Genomic DNA, 17,878 nt, shown 5'->3' with positions numbered 1-17,878 from the left:
AAATCAACTCGAGCGCTGCTTCCCACGAACAGAGTCGAGCCCGCGCCACTGCCCGATAACGACGAGTGGCCGGCACCTTTCGATGAATAAGCTACAGAGCTGAGGGGACTCGCGTATTGTCTCGAAGCAGAGGACGTTAAAGATAGCCAGAGAGAGCCTGCTTCCGGATGCTTGAGACAAACCCGAGCCTGCAGCATTTCGGCAGGCTCCAACCAAGCGTGCCGGCCCCGGGGAGACATTAGATTCATCAGCTAGCGAGGTCGCGGTCGCTCGATTCCACCAGCTTCAAAGCTCCTCAGGAGCTCAATCGAAGCGCCTCGGCTAACATCAACAGTGCACAGCCAAGTGTTGCGGCGGGCGAGGGATGAGCGGGCATGGATCAATGCATCTTGGGATTAGCGCTGCAGATACCGACTCGGCTAAGCGGATCCTGAGTGCGGCGCCGTTCGCTGGTCATAAACATTTTCATCGCAAAATCGAGCGACCTGTATGCTCGGTCGCGGACTGCCTGCGGCAAATCAGGAGTCGCGTCGATCGCGGCGCGCGCGTCGGTCACAATGTTATCTTTTGCGGAAAGAAGCTTTGCGTCCAATATTACATGAAGCGTATCTCGCATGTCAGGTGAGATCGAGCTGTCGCCATCGATCAATTCTCGAAATTTCCAAAACATACGCTCGACTGCTACCATCGACCCGAGGACTGACATCAGTCTTGGTGACATCATTGGCCATCTCCTTCTCCAGCCAGATTCTGGCGACGATCCCAGCGAAATCAGATCTGTCCCTGTTTGACACCGGCGCGCCAGGCGACCGCGTACAGGCGAATGACTGGGCTAATTTCCTCCGACGCCACAGAGGGCGTGAGCCGGACCTTCAAGATATGCCTCAGGGGAACTCGCAAAGAGTGCGATTGCGAGCAAAGCATCTATCTCTCCTGTGCTCGAGGCCGTAAGCTGGGCACGTGCGGTGGCTCACCTTCAAGACCGAGGGTGTGCGCCGTTTTATGTTGCCACAACATTGCCAGCGAATCGGACTTGGACGTCTACTGCCGCGCGACCGCGCTCTTCCGGTTGTTCACTCGGATCGCTCTGTTAACCAGTCGATATCCACTGAGTGATCCCGGTCACGCAAAGGTGGTCATTCGATATCCCGGTGCGCGGGCCCGGCGCGGTTTGTGATTGCATGGGTGCATCGAGATCGAGCCTCCCGATCTGTCGACGGTGTGTTGGTCGTGCGCTACGTTGACCTCGATCGATCTCTAGAGTCTTCATCGGCCGTCCGGTCGAGCCCAGCAGAGATACCAACTTAACACGCACAGATCATTTCCATGTGCCGGATTCCGTATCTCGGATTGATTCATCCCGTCTCTCTTACTGTTCTCGTCACTGCACGGCTATGCTGTGCAAACCGTGCATTTCACCCACCAGCGGCCACCGCGTTTCTCCGCGCGCAACTTCCCGCGGCGGATCCGAGAGAGCACGGCTTCGGGGCTTATGTGGTTCATCACTGCGAACCGCTGAACAGTGAGGCAGTCCTCATCGAGAGGTCGCGGGGTGCTAATGCCGTGCGCGGCCAGCAGAATGCGCAGCGAAGCCAACTCCGCCAGCACGATCTCGAGCTTACGCGCGATCTCCTCCGTCTGGGCGGAGCGCTGCCGGGACCGCGTCACGACAGGGCCGCTCGGGCGATAAGCCACACGTTGGATTCGTGTGGAATGAGATCGAGGAACTGGCGCGCCAAAGCGGGATGAGCGTGAGCCAGCTCACCTGTCCAAGCAAACCACTGCTCCGGCAATCTCAACGCACGTAAAATGAGGGCCATGCCATTTATTGCCGGCAAGCCTCCTGTTTGGTGATGTAGTCGAGAAGGCCGCATGCGCGTAAAAGCCATTTGAACCCTGAGAGCGGCCTGATCGATGCATTTGGCTGCTGTACTCATTGGCCTCGGTGTTGCCATTTGTTTGCCGGGTCAAGGGCGAACTGTTTGGAGTCGCTGTTGGGTCACTGTCAGCGCTCTGCCGCTATGAGTTCGGAGTGAATCGCAGTTGCGGTGTTGAGGCAGGCATCCAGTGACAGGGATCCGAAGGCGAGTTGGCAAAGGAGATAGTTGGCCCCTGCCTCTTCCAAGTGATCGAGAAGAGTTTGGCGCACCGAAGCGCGGGTTCCGACAACGCACAGTTCACTCTCAATTGCGGCATCCAAGGTCAGGGGCAGGTTGGATGGAGGCGGGATGTCATTGAGCTCGTACAGGAACTTAAAGCTCTTGAGCCATGTTTCGTAGGCTGGCGCCGCGAGGGAGCGAGCCGCTGCATCAGAGCTGGCAATTACAACCATGCGGAGCAATGCCAGAAATGGTGCTGCACCGTTGGCGTCACGCTTGGCGTTTCGATTAGCGCGATAGACATCGGTTATCTTGCGAACGGCAGAAGAGGGGCCCATGCACGCGAGATTGGCGCCATTTGCCGCCGCCCACCGGGCTGAGTCTGGCCGATTTGTTGCAATCCATGTCGGGGGACAAGGATGCTGGTGAGGTGATAGTGTCAAGGGAACGTCGCTCAGCGCAAAATGTTGCCCTTGGTATGAGAGCGGACCGCCATTCATCGCGCCAACGAAGATTTGGGAAGCTTCCTCGTAACGGCTCGAGGCAACATCGGCTCCAACCCCAAAGTAGCTCAGTTCGATCGGTAGGGAGCCGCGACCAAGGCCGACCTCAACTCTGCCGCTGCTCAGGTGATCCAACATGCAGATCTCCTCGAATGCACGCAGCGGGTGATAGAGGTTGAGCAGCATGACCAAGGGACCAACGCGAAGTCGCCGTGTGCGTTGTATGACGCTCGACAGAAACAAGTTCGGAGATGGACCCCGTCCATGGGGAGTGCAATGATGCTCCGCCAGATGATAGGCATAGAAACCGAGCCGGTCGTAGGCCTCCGCGAGGGTGAGGCGGTCCGCGTATTGCCGTGCGATATCGCGCCCGTCCTCGTCAAGATGATCAAAGATCCCGCAGGTCAGGTTTGAGGGAAGAACGTTTCTCACTCAGTTATCTCCTATATAGAGAGGACCGGAGTCCGCCGGGTTTCGGGGGTGCAAGAGGTGCTCGCCGGCAATGCGCTGCATAGGCTGCAAAGCCGTTCTCAACAGCTCTCAATGCGCCGACTGGATAAAAACGGACTCCGGCTGCGTCGCGAAGCTGCATCAGGTGTTCGTCCGGATCGATTACGTGCGGGGATCTGTGACATGCGTGGAAGGCGCCACTAGCCACGGCATCCCACTTTCCTAAGAATGCTGCCGACGGCCGCCAGAAAAGCATCCATCTGACGCTTTGTACCGATGCTAACCCGAATGCACTCTTCCAGGCCGGCATCCGGAAAGAACGCAACAAGGACTTTCTGGTCTTCCAACGCCGCCTGCCACCATCTGCCACCCTGGCCTACCGGCACACGGGCGAGGAGGAAATTCGCTTGTGAAGGCGTTACAGAGAACCCAAAGTCTGAAAGGGCGGCCGCTACGCGCTGCCGCTCAAGCCTGACGTGGCGATGGTTCTCCTCGTAGGCGTCGCGATGCGCAAGGACGCTTATGCCCACCGCTTGAGCGACCACATTCATGTTGAAAACATTCTGGATGTTGCGAAGCCGCCCAATCAGCTCGGGATGGCCGAAACCGAAGCCGATGCGAATGCCAGCGGCGGAATAACTCTTGGAAAACGTGCGCAGGACCAGAAGATTCGAATGGCGCTCAACAAGGCGTAGGCCGTCCTCAGGTGCGAAATCGACATAGGCTTCGTCCAATACGATCAGTCGGTCAGATCGTATAGCGAGGCGCTCGATCTCAGCGAGCGGAACAAAGGTTCCGGTCGGATTGTTCGGATTGGCCAGCAGAATGAATTTGGCATCTTTAGCCGCACCGAAAAGCAGCTCGTCCATCGGCAAGCGGTCAGGTTCAGACCAGGGAATTTCAATGAAGCGGGCCCCTTGCAACATGGCAAGCTTGCGATTGAATGAGAAGCCGGGCGACATCATTGCGATGCCCTCGCCGGGGGCAAGGAAGGCTCTGTAGATCAGACTGAGGAGTTCAGACGATCCATTGCCAGCGATCACGCGATCGGTTGCGATGCCAAAGGCAGCTGCGGCCGCTTCTCTCAAGCTGATATTGTCGTCCTCTGGATAAAGGTATTGCAGCTCAAGAGCTTGAACCGCGCTTCGCATCACGACGGCCGGCAAAGGAAATGGGTTCTCATTTGTGTTCAGTTTCACGCAACCGTTGTCCGTGGTAGGCCGGCCGGACGGCAGAGCACCCAATTCGCGAGCAACCGGCGAGAGGGAGGAAAGCAGAGTTCGCAATTTCGTATCCAACTTGGTGTTCTCCCTTTATGTCGACGAGAGCAGTTGAGGGCGCTCATCGAGCCTAGTCGATACGGGCGCTATGTTCGGGGCCGGAAAGCGCAAGGCATGACCGAATGCGAGTGCTGAAGGCATAGGCCGACTTAGATCTAAGCGCCCCGCATCAGAGCGCCACCTCGAAGTCCGGCAGCGATCAGCACGGAAGAGGCGCCGCACAGCGTCATCCAAGCGGATACCTGTTTTCACGGAGGGAAGGGACGCCACTTCCACTCCGCCGAACAGCGCTGCTAACGATTGGCTCGAACTCGCGCAAATCGCAGAGCGACTGTGCGCGACTGACATCTTGCCCATCAGGTACGTTCCGTCTGAAAGAGCCGTGACAATTCACTCCCGAGAGCTCGGCGCGCATCAGTTTGACTAGCGGGAAGAAGGTGCCGATGTTCGTCGGCCTTATGAATCTGCAAGCGATGCTCACTGCAGTGGCACCAGGCGAATGGGAACGTACTCTTCGGGCGGCGGTTCGGGCGCGCATGACAGCTGTGATAGCACTGCCGCGAGGGCGAGAAATGCTGCGACTGCGGCGACCGCGAGGCACGTGAGCAGCGCGTAATCGCTATATCGAGGATGGTTCATCGGGCGATCAGTTCTGCTCGACCGCTTCGACGGTATTGTCGCGCCAGCGGTAAACGACGAAGCCAGGAGCGGCATTGTCTCCCTTAGAGTCGAATCGAACCGTGCCAATGGCCGTTTCGATTGAGCCCGAGCGTAGGGCCGCAGCGACCCGGATGGCATCGAAGGTGCCGGCCCGTTTGACGGAGTCTGCCCATGCTTGAACCGCGGCATAAGCGTAGAGCGTGTAACCCGCGGCAGACAGGCTCGAACCCATGAGCCTGGCGACAGCGGCTGCCCCTGCAGCATTCTTCGTCGGGTCCGGCATAAAGGTGAACAGCGTGCCGTTCGCGGCTTCGCCGGCAATGGCCAAAAAGTCGCTTGTCATCAGCGGGTCGTTGGCGATGACGGTCAGACGTGCGCTCGCCTCCGCAGCTTGCCGCACGATTAGGCCGATCTCGTTGTAATAGCCGCCGATATAGACGATCTGGATTCCCTCTCTCTTCAGTCGCGAAACCAGAGCGGTGTAATCCTTCTCGCCGGCAACATAGCTTTGTCGAACAGTGTGCTCGCCAGCTGCACGAAGCCGCGATTCAACGATATCGGCGATGCCTTTGCCTGCCGTACTCTTATCGTCGAGGACCGCGAGCTTTGCGCCTTGGTGGTGCCGCACGATGTAGTCGGCCGCAACCCCGCCTTGTTGGTCATCGCGGCCGCAAATCCGAAACAGCGTGGTTAGGCCACGCTCTGTCAGTCGGGGATTCGTCGAGCCGGGTGAAATCTGAATCACCTCCGCTTCGGCGTATATATCTGAAGCCGGGATCGACGAGGATGAACAGAAGTGCCCAACGACAAGCTTGATCCCGTCAGTTGTTAAGCGATTGGCAACCGCGACGGCCTGCTTGGGATCGCATGCGTCGTCGGCAATCCTCAATATGAGCTTTGTGTCAGGCAGCAGACCCGATGCATTGATCGAATCCACGGCCGCAGCCGCTCCGTCGCGTATCTGCGCGCCCAGCGCCGCAGTGCTTCCCGTCATTGGGCCCGCTACCGCAATATAAACATCTTTCGCCCAGGCACTCGAACTCAGGATCAAGGAAAGGAGCGCAGCGGTTGCAAGCCTATGAACGCGAAGAATCGACATGTGGAGCTCCCGAATCGCGCCACGTCTTGGTCTACTCGCCATCCTCGTATGACGCGGCGACCAGCGGTCCGGCGCAATGATGTTTGAATCGAACTCAGATTGGTACGAATAGGCGCAGGTTGTCGGCAGGTTCAGCCATAAGTATCGGGCGCGGACGGACGAACGGACGTTCCGTGACAGGTCAGGAGAATCCGTCCTCTAGGCGTTGACAGGACCCGCGAACATCCTGCCGGCATCCGGTACACTCGCCAATCTCCTGCGCTCGGTAGATGTGTGCCAACGAGGCGCTTGAAAGGCCCGAACGATCAGCCACCGATTTGCTCTCGCCGAGGCTTCTCACCGGGTCGTTCCGAAAGTGATGCAGCTCATTGGGAGTCTCCTCGGTCTAGCAGGCGCTCTGTCCGTCGCCCGCAGTGTTGATGCTTTTAGAGGGTACAATTTGACGCTACGTACGAATCAAGTACTTCGAAGCGTGCTCGTCGAGGTTGATTGCCAAAATTCACAGAGCGAAAGACCCAAAGAGTCCTCGACAATGCAGATTCGGAGGCGAACTGCTATGGGCTAACGATCTTCAGTCAGACTTGAAGGATCACCATTAACCCGGTTGGATTAGAGACATTCCGGCAACCGAGGGCGTACGCAACCGGGTGCGTCAACTCTTTCCGAGCTGGTTCTCCAGTGCGGCGAGGGCGAGATCGAGGTATCGCATGAGGCTCGCATCCCAGCCGGCGAGATTGTGTGGTTCGGTCAATCGCGTCAGCACCTTGAGTATCATTGAGACAGTCGAATCAACTCCTGCGATCTCAGTCAGGAGCGAGCGGGCCTGACGCGCGACTGCATTTGCCCGCTCACTGCATGCAGGCTCGCCCTGATCCATGCAGCTTCGTAGCTCGTCGCGAATCTTGCGCCACCGATCTTCGCGGGTAGCGTTAGAGGCGCATGTGCAGATCGCCAAGGGGGTACGCTTCTCAATCCGTGACATTGCGTCTAACGTGGCCGGCAGTTCGTCGACACTGACTTTTGTCTCACCTTGCGTCGTCATATTGCGCAATCGGTCCCTTAATAATGTCGTTCGTGCGACTTGAAGTTCAATACGTTCCAGATGGTTGCGCAACAGATCCGTGAGTGAGGTCCGCCCCTCGATCGCTTTGCGGATTTCAGGAAGTGAGAAGCCGAGCTCACGCAGCGCGCGAATCTGAGAGACGCGTTGCAGGCTTTCACGATCGTACATGCGATGACCGCCATCGGTACGCTCCGAGACCGTCAACAATCCGGTATGTTCATAGTGATGCAGAGTGCGTACCGTTACGCCGGTCGCCTCTGCAAGCTCTCCAATGCGCCATCGGCGCCGTCGTGGTGTGGCGTTTGTCATGGTCCTCAATTTTCAAGCCTACAACCTGACGTCACGTGAGAATCAAGTTATTTCAATGATCTAGATGATGTGTCTCTTGCTGCGAACCGCAGAAGGATTGAGAGCGTGCTGTGGATCAAGCGGCCGAGACAAGTGCAAGCATCAAGTTCGCCAGCGACTCCAATTCATCCCTCGCCGCGCGTTGCATAATAAGTCTGGCGATCGCCACGCGATTCTCGCTGGTTCGCATGCATGTCGGTAAACATGTGATTGCTTGATCAAAAAGGTGTCCCAGCTTCGCGAGATCCTCCGGATCGTAGACTCCACTCGACTCATCCAAGAGTAGGCTCCTTTCATTGTCGCACTCCCGCCGCACGTGACGAAGCCGTTTGGCTGTGGTGCGGCAAAAACGAGACGGACCGAAGACGTGCGCGAAAGAATGTGACAGGGAGGGGTCGCGTGATGCCGTTGTGCAACACGGCGTGTGCTTCCTGTTGTCCAAAGCTGCGCTAACTGAAACTGTGCAATGTCTCCTGGATGCTGCCGCAGCGGTGGTCATCTGCTGTCTGATCGCCACGAGAAGCGAAAGCAGGTGCACGCAGCTCCGCTTAATCTTAAGATACTGCTTCACGAAACGGCGGCCCCAGACACAGTACTGACCTGATCAGACTAGCCTCTTTCGATCGCAATCCTTGCTGTGATGTCTATCGTCGAGCCGGGCGTTGCTTGGTCAATGATCGCAGTTCAGTTCTACCACCACGTCGTGGCGGGGATACCGGCTCGGCGCCTAGCAGCTTCTTCGAGGGTCCGCTAGTGCCGTTGAGATGTGAGTGTGGACGCGAAGGCATTGCTCGCGCATGGCGGCATCGGGTTTTGAAATGCCACAAGATGATGCTTGCTCTTCAATGGCAAGTCTGCGGAAGCGAGGCGTCGGGAGAATGAGCGAAGGCGGGCCTCAAAATCATTCTTCGCATGCATGTTGACGCAAGCGCCTCTCGCGGCCGGCGAAAAGCTGTTCGCGATTGAGGCCCGAGTCTCGAAGGATCGCTCCGGCATCCGCTGGACGTGGAGGCCCTCAAAACGGGTCTACGGGTGCCCCGCCACCGCGCGGTCACGCCCGGCAAGCGCCGACGTGTCATGGCTCCTACAGCAATAACTCGCATATCCGGCCGTATGCCGGATCAGAGTCGCGGAGCACAGTCGGACGGCCTCGCCAGATGCAATGCACTAGAAGTGCAAGGATCCGTAGCGGCACAGTCTTTGCACAAAGCTTGGCACCCTTGCTGGCAGCCGCGCTATACGGGTCCGCAATAGCAAAGGAGGATAACGCGATAGCTTGGACGAGGATCTTAATGCGCATCTTAAGGCCATGCTCAACCCAAAGCTACCCCTCGAATCTGGGGGGCCAGTGTCTGGCGAATTCGTCGCAAGTATCATATCGAACATAAGGCTCGAACTTCTCCTGTCGCGGTATTGGCTTGCTCGTCCGGCAGCTCGCTGACTCAATTCCATCCTCGATCGGTATCGGTTTGGCGTGCGTGTGCTGGACATAGATGCTTCGGGTGACATAGGCAAATCATCGTTTGCCGCGCCGAAGGAGCCCTTCGGCTCAGCGGTGAGGGCAGCAACTCGAGACCGACGGCGGCGGCGTCGCGCGCGTCACGCCACGACAGTTTCGAAAGAACACGACCGTCGCGAGATCTGAAAGGACCCCGCACGCATGATCCGATTTGGTTTGGGTGAACATGTCGGCCGAAATGATCAAAAGCTGTAGGTGGAGCAGGGCTTGGCGAATGGGGCGGCGAGCCCTTCCGTTTCATGCGCGGACATTGGCACAGTGGCCGTACTCTCATCATAAACGCTCGTCACCGAAACACGCGCGCAGCGGGACAATGCCGCGAGCTCATAGCCGGTGGATCCGGGTCGAGCCTGCGGTGAGCGACTTTGCGGTTGCGCTCGATCATGCCGGATAGAGTGCAATAAGAGCAAGATAAGCGCCGTTGAGATGACGTGTCCCAACCTCCATTCCAGCCTTGCGCAATGCCTCTCACCTGCAGGTTCCGCTCTCCCGAGTTGGCGTCAGCTCGCGTTGGGCAATGCGGGCGCGACCGTGGACGGCATTGGCGTTCGGCAGAACAAGTTGGTTCGACGCGAACGAGCGGGCATCGCCCCTGTAGGTCGCCCGCCACAAAGACGTCTACCTACTGGGCGCTTCGGCATTACTTCGATCGGCGGGGCAGTTGACGGTAAGGAGATTGCCCATAGTCAGGCGAAGAGCGATGCGGGTGCGCTACCAGCGTCCACCTTGCAGCCTCGATCGCAGGTGCTGGTCTACAACCTGACGCGGCGTGCGATTCAAGGGAATTTTAGTGCTGAGGCCGGATATTGTTCACCTGACTCGCCGGATCAGTTCGCGAACTCTGAGCTCGGCTCATGGACCGGTGCGATGCAGCCCGCCGGATCAGCGCAAAATCATCGCGGAGCGCCGCCGAGCGAGCTGTATGATGTGCAAGATCGTCACGGCAGCGCGAGATCAATAGCGCCTGCGACCCGATCAAACTGCGCTCAAGCGCGCCAATGTCGACCATACCCAACGTCAGTCAGAGGACCGGAGCTTCGAGCCTAGCGCAGATCTGGTCAACCGAGAGCAGGTCGCAACCGGCCCGAACAATCCAGCGACGGGTCGTGACGCTAGCTGGTCTCCGACGGAGAGACCATCGTGGATGCCTGCTGCAAGAATATGTTGCGCATCCAAATGCTTGCAGGATCAGTATTATGAATGGCGGGCCATTGGACGGCCTCGGTGAATGTGAGAAGTCGCAGCGGCGGTTCGATGACTCGCAGCGGCATCGTTTTTGCGAAATGGCTGACGAGTCTTGAGGGCATGCTCGCTATACGGTTGGTGCCCAATAGCATAGGCGGAATCATACCAAAACCCTGCACAGCGACCTCGGTGCGTACCCTGAAACCGTGTTCGAGCAAGAGCCATTCGTGGAAGGAGGGCCTCAGAGAGCGCCCGAACTGGGCTTCCACGTGCCCGATCGAGATGTATTTCTCGAACGTGAGTCGCGATGCCAGCTGCTTGTTCATGGGGCAGCCCACGCAAACGAAAGTGTCCTCGAACAGAGCCGCCTTGGGATGCGCGCTCGACATGAACATCTGCGGATACATGAGGAAATCGACTTCACCGCGCCGGAGAAGCTCATCGGGTTCATCTGCGGGCGGCAGCAACTCGAAACTGATCGTTGGCGCTTCCCGCGCGACGCGGTCCACGATTCGTCGAAGAAACACGACAGTCATGAAGTCGGACAGGATGATCCTGAATCGCCGATTCGACTGAGACGGATCGAAGCCGTCTGGAGAAATAATGGAGAGCTGAATGTGAGCGAGAGCCTCGCGAATCGGGGCTGCGAGCGCTTCAGCCCGCGGAGTCGGGACAAGCTTCCGGCCCTTCATCGTGAATAGCTCATCGCGAAAGTAAGTGCGAAGCCGCGCGACGGCGGCACTCATGGCAGGTTGACTGAGGTTGATACTTCTCGCCGCCGCAGTGAGATTGCCTTGCGTCGCCAGGGCGTCGAACGCGACGAGGAGATTCAGATCGAGGCCCTTGAAACGCATAATCCTGAGTGATCCACGCTGTGAATGTGTTCTATCGATACAATCGATTTTACCATTTGTACCGAATGAGGATAGCAAACGATAGTTTAGCGAGAAGTCAGATCGACCAGAATGGTTACAAATCGTTGCGCGTCTCAGCCCAGCGCAAGGGATCGATCAAGACGTATCGAGTGTGCGGTCGCAGTTTCGCGCATGTTGCGCAAGCCATATCTCGATCTAGGACGGTGGGCGTCTGCAAACTTGCGTGGGCGAATACGACGAGCAAACCATCGTTTGGCTTTGCCAACCCATTCTATATCGGCCGTCTACCGCCGTAGAATTGAGCGAGCGCTCAACTTGGCCGTAGATTTCCCGCCAGTCGGCCCCCTCCGGTTGCGGGTGCCGAATGTGTCGTGGCCGCATCCAATTGGATTGCGTGCTTGTTGGGGTGAAATCGTGCGGATCATGCAAGCGAAGTCGTCCTTGGCGAATCTGATGCGAGTTGCGCACACCCTCGATGTGGTCGCGATTGTGAATGGAGATCAGTCAGTGCGTGAGGCTCTTACCGATGTGGTGTTTTCCGCGGGTTACGTGCCCGAACCATTCGAGAGCGCAGATGCGTTCTTGAAATCAGGCCGTCGTTTGATCACGTCGTGCTTGATCGCGGACATGCAGTCGAGCGTGATGAGTGGGCTTGAGCTTTTCCATCATCTGGTCGCATCCGGAGGCGCGATTCCCACCGTTCTGCTCACAAATCACTCCGAAGGCGATGTGAGGCGAGCCCTGCAAGCTGGACTCCAGTTCTTGAGCAAGCCTTTCGAACGTAGCGAACTGCTGGCCTGCGTCAGGAGCCAGATAACGAACAGGAATTACTCTCTATGAACATGAGCGCGCCCGTATCCACACGAGGTGTTTCGGCGCGCCCTCCAGTTCGTTGGAGGCTGTGCTGGGAGAATGAGCTTCAACTTGCCGACCATATTGAATTGTCGGACTTCTTCCGAAAAACCTATGGTCCGACCGGGGAATTCAATGCGAAGCCCTTTGAAGGTCATCGAAGCTGGGCCGGCGCAAGGCCTGAGATTCGGGCAATCGGCTACGATGATCGTGGCGTCGCGATCCATATCGGGGCACTGCGCCGATTCATAAAAGTCGGTGAGATCGATCTGCTCGTGGCTGAACTCGGATTGTACGGGGTACGCCCGGATCTGGAGGGGCTCGGCATCACCCACTCCATCCGCGTGATGTACCCCGTATTGCGAGATCTTGGCGTACCATTCGGCTTTGGCACGGTCCGATCCGCCCTGCAGAAACATATTACCAGGCTGCTCGGGCGACAGGGATTGGCGACCGTTCTGCCAGGATTTCGCGTGCGGTCCGCTCGCCCGGATATCTATCTCACTGTGCCTCCGACGCGCGTGGAGGATGTGGTCGTCCTCGTTCTGCCGATTGCGAGGCCAATGAGTGAATGGCCGGACGGTGAAATGATCGAACGGAACGGGCCAGAACTGTGACATCCACAAACGACGCGACTGAAGCGCGGAGCGACTACGCCGAGGCCGGCGGAGAGCCCTGCATCTATCTGAGCTTTGATGATGGTCCCAACCCGCTTTGCACGCCGGCTATCCTGGATGTGCTGGCGCAGCATCGGACGCCCGCCACCTTCTGCGTGATCGGTGCGTACGCAGCGGCCCAGCCGCAGCTGATTCAGCGGATCGTTGCAGAAGGGCACGAGATCGCAAACCACACAATGACGCATCCGGACTTGTCCAAATGCATGCCGGATGAGGTGGAATACGAGATCCTCACGACGAACAAGGTCATCGGTATGGCCTGCCCCGGAGCGTCCGTGCGGCACATGCGTGCGCCGTATGGGATATGGACCAAGGAGGCCCTCGCCGCGTCGGCGAAGGCCGAACTGGCAGCCCTGCACTGGTCAGTCGACCCGCAAGACTGGTCTCGTCCCGGCGTCGAGGCGATCGTTGCCACGGTGCTGGCCTCGGTCCGGCCGGGGGCAATCGTGCTCCTGCACGACGGGTGCCCTCCCGACGAGTTGGGACGCTGCCCTCATGCTGGTCAGCGCGACCAGACTGTGACGGCGCTCGCCCGGCTCATTCCAGCACTGCATGACCGTGGCTTTGCCATCCGGTCGCTTCCTCAACCTCACTGAAATAGATCAATTCCCATGAGCCTGCTTGCCACCATCAGCACCGCTGCTGTTGCCTCCTACGCGTTGCTCTCCAGCGTCCATAAGAGCGCGCAGGCGCTTTATGCGCTGCGAAGCGACACTTCACTGCCGAGATACGACGCGGTCGACACCGGTGCTCTGCCCAGCGTGGATGTCATCGTGCCCTGCTTCAACGAAGACCCGCGCACGCTGGCGGCCTGCCTAAAGTCGATCGCGAGCCAGGACTATCCAGGGCGATTACAGGTCTATGTGGTCGATGACGGCTCTGCAAATGTCGGTGCAGTGGCACCCGTGCACGCGAGCTACGCATATGACCCGAGGTTCAGTGTCATTCTGCTGCCAAGCAACGTGGGAAAACGCAAGGCACAGATCGCCGCGATACGCCGGTCCTTCGGCGATCTCGTGCTCAATGTCGATTCCGACACGGAAATCGCCCCCGACGTGGTCAGCAAGCTCGTATGCAAGATGCAGGATCCAGCCGTCGGCGCGGCCATGGGCCAATTGACGGCCAGCAACCGGAACGACAGCTGGCTGACCCGCCTGATCGACATGGAGTACTGGTTGGCTTGCAACGAGGAGCGCGCAGCCCAGACGCGCTTTGGTGCCGTCATGTGCTGCTGCGGCCCATGTGCGATGTACCGCCGTTCTGCGCTCATGTTGCTGCTCGACCAATACGAGACGCAGTTCTTCCGGGGAAAGCCGAGCGACTTCGGTGAGGACCGTCATCTGACGATCCTCATGCTCAAGGCAGGGTTTCGAACCGAGTACGTTCCGGACGCCATCGCCGCAACGGTGGTCCCGGATAGGCTCTTGCCCTATCTGCGCCAACAGCTCCGCTGGGCGCGGAGCACCTACCGTGACACGCTGCTTGGTTTGCACCTGCTGCCCGGCCTCGATCGGTACCTCACGCTCGATGTGCTCGGACAGAACCTCGGGCCGCTGCTGCTCGCCATCTCATCGATTGCCGCGCTCGCACAGCTCGCGCTCACGGACAGCGTGCCGTGGTGGACCGGTCTGACCATCGTCGCGATGACCATGATTCGATGCAGCGTAGCGGCCCTTCGTGCCGGCGAGCTTCGATTTCTCGGCTTCTCGCTGCACACCCCGATCAACATTTTTCTCCTGCTCCCGATGAAAGTCTATGCGCTCTGTACCTTGAGCAACAGCGACTGGCTCTCGCGCACAATAGCCAAACCATCAGACGTTGATGAATCGAAGCCCTCGGTCGAACACGCGACAACTGGACCAAGCCTTAACCCGGCATCGGAAACGCCTGGCTCAATTCGCAGGGCGGGCCTGTCGCACGCCTCGTCGCGGCTGATCGCGTCGGGTGGCATTGCGGCCGAGACTGACTAAGCAGTTTTGTAGGGGAATCAACTCGTGAGCGTAGACAACACATATCAATCGTTGGAACGGGAGCTGGCTAACGACGACCCGTGGCGGCTTGACGACAATCCGTTTGAACGTGAGCGTCACACCCAATTGCTGCGGCTATCGCTGTCGAGCGGTGCTGTGTCAAACGGCCTCGAGATCGGGTGCGCGGCCGGTGCATTCACAGAGAAGCTTGCTCCTCACTGCAAACGGCTCACGGTCATCGATGTTATGCCGCGAGCGATCGGTCGCGCGTGCCAGCGGACCAAGAGGTGGTCGCATATCAGCTGGGCCGCGACTGACATTCTGCAGTTCTCGACCGCGGAGCTGTTCGATCTGATCGTAGTCGCCGAAGTCCTCTACTATCTCGAAGACATGACACAGATGCGTACCGCAATCGACAACATGGTGAAGATGCTTGCACCAGGTGGGCATCTGGTCTTCGGATCTGCACGTGATGCCACCTGCAGGCGATGGGGGCATGTCGCTGGCGCCGAGACGGTCATTACGATTTTGACTGAAGCGCTCACTGAGGTCGAGCGCGTGCAGTGCCAGGGGCAGTCGGCTGACGAAGACTGCTTGTTGGCCCGTTTTCGCAATCCGGAGCGATCTTCGATCCGCCCCGACGGACGAGCTTGAAAGGAGTGACTATGCGTATCTGCGGTATCAAGCTGACGCATGACGGGGCAGTCGCTCTGATCGAGGACGGCCGGGTGGTGTTTTGCGTCGAACAGGAGAAGCTGAACAACAATCCGCGTTATCAAACCATAGACAACCTGGATGCCGTCGTTAACGCCTTGGCGGAGCACGGGCTGGATCCGAGCGATGTTGATCAGTTCGTCATTGATGGCTGGGATGGAGAGTTCGAATCGCAGTTTGAAGTCCTTAGTGGGACGACGACCATCAAGCTCAAGGGCGCGCCGTATGTCGAACGGCAAGGCGACAGCCCCCTGACGTCCCGTGATCGCATCGGCCTCATGCTTGCTGGCAAGCTATATCCCTATCAAAGCTATCCCCACGTCACCGGGCACATAGCATCCGCGTACTGCTCCAGCTCGTTTGCCCAACTCGCACAACCTGCTTTCTGCTTGGTGTGGGACGGCTGCATGTTTCCACGCCTCTATTATGTAGAGCCCGACGGCATCCGGTTCATCGAGTGCCTGTTTCCGATGATAGGTCACGCCTATGCGACGGCAGGACATCACTTTGGACCTTACAGGCGGGCAGACCGGACCAGCTGGGATCTCGGTATTGCCGGCAAGCTGATGGCCTATATCGCGCTGGGATCGCCCGACGAGGACATTATTAAGACGTTTCAGGAACTTTACGAGGCGCACTTTGCCACGGATGCTGACGGCGCTTGTCCTGAGCTTGCAGAGGGCAACAGCTCACAATCGCCACTCGAAGCTCTACACGACTTCTTCGATGCGTGCGCACCGCGATTGAAGGCCAAGCAAGCCGAAGACGTCCTTGCATCATTTCACGTCTTTCTAGAGCGTCTGCTGGTCCGCACAATTGCTGATGTTGTGCGGCGGCATTCGGATCTTGCGGGGGCGCGTAACCTCTGCATAACCGGCGGTTGTGGTCTGAATATTAAGTGGAATAGCGCATTTCGTGCGACCGGCCTGTTCGATGTCGTGTGGGTGCCGCCCTTTCCGAACGACAGCGGCTCAGCCATCGGTGCTGCTTGCTCTGCACTGGCGGCACAGCAAGGCTTTAAAGCTCTCGAATGGTCGGTCTACAGTGGTCCGGCCGTTCGTCCGAGCGAAGTCCCGCCCGAATGGGAGTGCGCGCCCTGCACTATGGGCGAACTTGCGGCAATCCTCGCGAGCGACAAGCCCGTGGTCTTCCTTGCCGGGCGTGCCGAGCTCGGACCACGAGCCTTGGGTGGCAGAAGCATTCTCGCGGCTGCGAGCTGGGAAGGAATGAAAGATCATCTCAACGACATCAAACTGCGCGAGCATTTCAGGCCGGTAGCGCCGATATGCCTGGAGGATCGCGCGGCGGAGATTTTTAGCCCTGGAATACCCGATCCGTACATGCTGTTCGATCACCAGACGCGACCGGAATGGCGGGACAAAATTCCCGCTGTCGTGCATCTCGATGGATCTGCTCGCCTACAGACGATTTCCAGAACCTCTCAGCATAAAGTGGCCGAACTTCTCGTCGAGTACGAGAAGCTCACAGGCATTCCGCTGCTTTGCAATACCAGCGCCAATCTGCATGGACGCGGCTTCTTCCCGGATGCTGCCGCCGCGTGCCAGTGGGGACGCGTCGACCACGTCTGGTGTGACGGCCTGCTTTGGACAAAACAGCGCGCGAGCGGGGAAGCGGCGCGAACAAACTCCGTCGCGATGGCGTAAGCAAATGTCAACCGCGGCAGTCGACCTATTCGAGGTAAGCAAGTCCTACAACGACAGGGTCGTCGTGGACGCTCTTTCGTTTACGGTCTCGCCGGGAGAGTGCTTCGGTCTGCTGGGACCAAACGGCGCGGGTAAAAGTACGCTTGCGCGTTTGATCCTGGGCGTTGCATCGCCCGACGCGGGTAAGATCCGTGTGCTTGGCGAGCCGGTGCCGGCGCGTGCGCGCTTGGCACGCAGGGGCATCGGGGTTGTCCCACAATTCGACAACCTTGATCTTCAGCTCACGGTGCGCGAAAACTTGCTCGTTTTTGGGCGCTACTTCGCGATGAGCGCGGCCGAGGTCAAAGCGGTCACGCCGGCACTGCTCGAATTCGCCCGTCTGGAGAACAAGGCGGATGCCCGCGTGGGCCAACTGTCCGGCGGCATGAAGCGGCGCCTGACGCTGGCTCGTGCTCTCATTAACGACCCGCACCTCTTGGTGCTTGATGAGCCGACGACCGGCCTCGATCCACACGGCCGTCACCTGATCTGGGAACGCTTGCGCTCGTTATTGGCGCGCGGCAAAACGATTCTTCTCACCACCCATTTCATGGAAGAGGCGGAGCGATTGTGCGATCGCCTGTGCGTGCTTGAGCACGGCCGCAAGATCGCCGAAGGCCGGCCTCACGCGCTGATCGAGCAGCAGATCGGCTGCCAAGTAATGGAGATATACGGTGGTAATCCGCATGAACTGCTGCCGCTGGTCAGAGCCGACGTACAGCGCGCTGAGGTGAGCGGGGAGACGCTGTTCTGCTATGTCGCGGATCCAGAGCAGGTGCGCCTCCGGCTTGCCAACCGCACGGATCTCCGCCTTCTGCAGCGTCCTCCAAATCTGGAGGATGTCTTCTTGCGGCTGACCGGACGAGAGATGAAGGACTGAA

The 17,878-nt window shown here is 58.6% G+C and carries 13 protein-coding genes; 7 read left to right on the top strand and 6 right to left on the bottom strand.

Features of this window, described 5'->3' with window-relative positions; translation table 11 throughout:
- Window positions 1-379 precede the first annotated feature (379 nt).
- The 6 genes from ACTGJ9_RS38070 to ACTGJ9_RS38045 all read right to left on the bottom strand — a co-directional run bounded on the left by ACTGJ9_RS38070 (window position 380) and on the right by ACTGJ9_RS38045 (window position 11,060).
- On the bottom strand, window positions 380-724 hold the full coding sequence (locus ACTGJ9_RS38070) for a hypothetical protein (RefSeq protein ID WP_456675203.1): 345 nt from the start codon (window positions 722-724) through the stop codon (window positions 380-382).
- Window positions 725-2,005: 1,281 nt separating this feature from the next.
- Entirely contained in the window at window positions 2,006-3,034 is a 1,029-nt protein-coding gene (locus ACTGJ9_RS38065) for an LLM class flavin-dependent oxidoreductase (protein WP_456675202.1), read from the bottom strand.
- A gap of 218 nt (window positions 3,035-3,252) precedes the next feature.
- Window positions 3,253-4,350, bottom strand: a complete 1,098-nt coding sequence (hisC, locus tag ACTGJ9_RS38060) for a histidinol-phosphate transaminase (protein ID WP_456675201.1) — start codon at window positions 4,348-4,350, stop codon at window positions 3,253-3,255.
- 628 nt (window positions 4,351-4,978) lie between these two features.
- On the bottom strand, window positions 4,979-6,091 hold the full coding sequence (locus tag ACTGJ9_RS38055) for a branched-chain amino acid ABC transporter substrate-binding protein (protein ID WP_456675200.1): 1,113 nt from the start codon (window positions 6,089-6,091) through the stop codon (window positions 4,979-4,981).
- A 652-nt stretch (window positions 6,092-6,743) separates the two neighbouring features.
- Window positions 6,744-7,463 (bottom strand): MerR family transcriptional regulator, encoded by a 720-nt coding sequence (locus ACTGJ9_RS38050; RefSeq protein WP_456675199.1) that lies wholly within the window; start codon window positions 7,461-7,463, stop codon window positions 6,744-6,746.
- 2,670 nt (window positions 7,464-10,133) lie between these two features.
- On the bottom strand, window positions 10,134-11,060 hold the full coding sequence (locus ACTGJ9_RS38045) for a LysR family transcriptional regulator (RefSeq protein WP_456675198.1): 927 nt from the start codon (window positions 11,058-11,060) through the stop codon (window positions 10,134-10,136).
- A 462-nt stretch (window positions 11,061-11,522) separates the two neighbouring features.
- Here ACTGJ9_RS38045 and ACTGJ9_RS38040 point away from each other — a divergent pair, with 462 nt between their 5' ends.
- From ACTGJ9_RS38040 to nodI, 7 genes are read left to right on the top strand one after another with little or no spacing between them, the layout of a single operon-like run.
- The gene (locus tag ACTGJ9_RS38040; protein WP_456675197.1) at window positions 11,523-11,921 is read left to right on the top strand and encodes a response regulator transcription factor; all 399 of its coding nucleotides are present in this window, start codon (window positions 11,523-11,525) and stop codon (window positions 11,919-11,921) included.
- A complete protein-coding gene (locus ACTGJ9_RS38035) occupies window positions 11,918-12,550 on the top strand; it encodes a NodA family N-acyltransferase (protein WP_456675196.1) in 633 nt (210 codons plus the stop codon). The genes ACTGJ9_RS38040 and ACTGJ9_RS38035 overlap by 4 nt, the downstream gene beginning before the upstream one ends.
- Entirely contained in the window at window positions 12,547-13,206 is a 660-nt protein-coding gene (gene nodB, locus ACTGJ9_RS38030; protein ID WP_456675195.1) for a chitooligosaccharide deacetylase NodB, read from the top strand. Before ACTGJ9_RS38035 ends, nodB begins: the two co-directional genes overlap by 4 nt.
- 15 nt (window positions 13,207-13,221) lie before the next feature.
- Window positions 13,222-14,580, top strand: a complete 1,359-nt coding sequence (nodC, locus tag ACTGJ9_RS38025; RefSeq protein ID WP_456675194.1) for a chitooligosaccharide synthase NodC — start codon at window positions 13,222-13,224, stop codon at window positions 14,578-14,580.
- Window positions 14,581-14,604: 24 nt separating this feature from the next.
- Window positions 14,605-15,234, top strand: coding sequence for a nodulation methyltransferase NodS (gene nodS, locus ACTGJ9_RS38020; protein WP_456675193.1), 630 nt, complete (start codon window positions 14,605-14,607; stop codon window positions 15,232-15,234).
- 11 nt (window positions 15,235-15,245) lie between these two features.
- Window positions 15,246-16,958 (top strand): nodulation protein NodU, encoded by a 1,713-nt coding sequence (gene nodU / locus ACTGJ9_RS38015; RefSeq protein ID WP_456675192.1) that lies wholly within the window; start codon window positions 15,246-15,248, stop codon window positions 16,956-16,958.
- Between the two features lie 4 nt (window positions 16,959-16,962).
- Entirely contained in the window at window positions 16,963-17,877 is a 915-nt protein-coding gene (gene nodI, locus ACTGJ9_RS38010) for a nodulation factor ABC transporter ATP-binding protein NodI (protein WP_456675191.1), read from the top strand.
- Window position 17,878: the final 1 nt, after the last annotated feature.

It is taken from the genome of Bradyrhizobium sp. RDM12 (assembly GCF_051917485.1).
Lineage (GTDB): Bacteria > Pseudomonadota > Alphaproteobacteria > Rhizobiales > Xanthobacteraceae > Bradyrhizobium.
The sequence above is the reverse complement of the archived record's forward strand: the minus strand, read 5'-3'. Positions and strand labels throughout refer to the sequence as shown.

Coding starts and splice junctions, on each gene's coding strand:
- ACTGJ9_RS38070 (WP_456675203.1), bottom strand. CDS start 724: ATGATGTCACCAAGACTGATGTCAGTCCTCGGGTCGATGGTAGCAGTC.
- ACTGJ9_RS38055 (WP_456675200.1), bottom strand. CDS start 6,091: ATGTCGATTCTTCGCGTTCATAGGCTTGCAACCGCTGCGCTCCTTTCC.
- ACTGJ9_RS38050 (WP_456675199.1), bottom strand. CDS start 7,463: ATGACAAACGCCACACCACGACGGCGCCGATGGCGCATTGGAGAGCTT.
- ACTGJ9_RS38045 (WP_456675198.1), bottom strand. CDS start 11,060: ATGCGTTTCAAGGGCCTCGATCTGAATCTCCTCGTCGCGTTCGACGCC.
- ACTGJ9_RS38035 (WP_456675196.1), top strand. CDS start 11,918: ATGAACATGAGCGCGCCCGTATCCACACGAGGTGTTTCGGCGCGCCCT.
- nodC (WP_456675194.1), top strand. CDS start 13,222: ATGAGCCTGCTTGCCACCATCAGCACCGCTGCTGTTGCCTCCTACGCG.
- nodU (WP_456675192.1), top strand. CDS start 15,246: ATGCGTATCTGCGGTATCAAGCTGACGCATGACGGGGCAGTCGCTCTG.
- nodI (WP_456675191.1), top strand. CDS start 16,963: ATGTCAACCGCGGCAGTCGACCTATTCGAGGTAAGCAAGTCCTACAAC.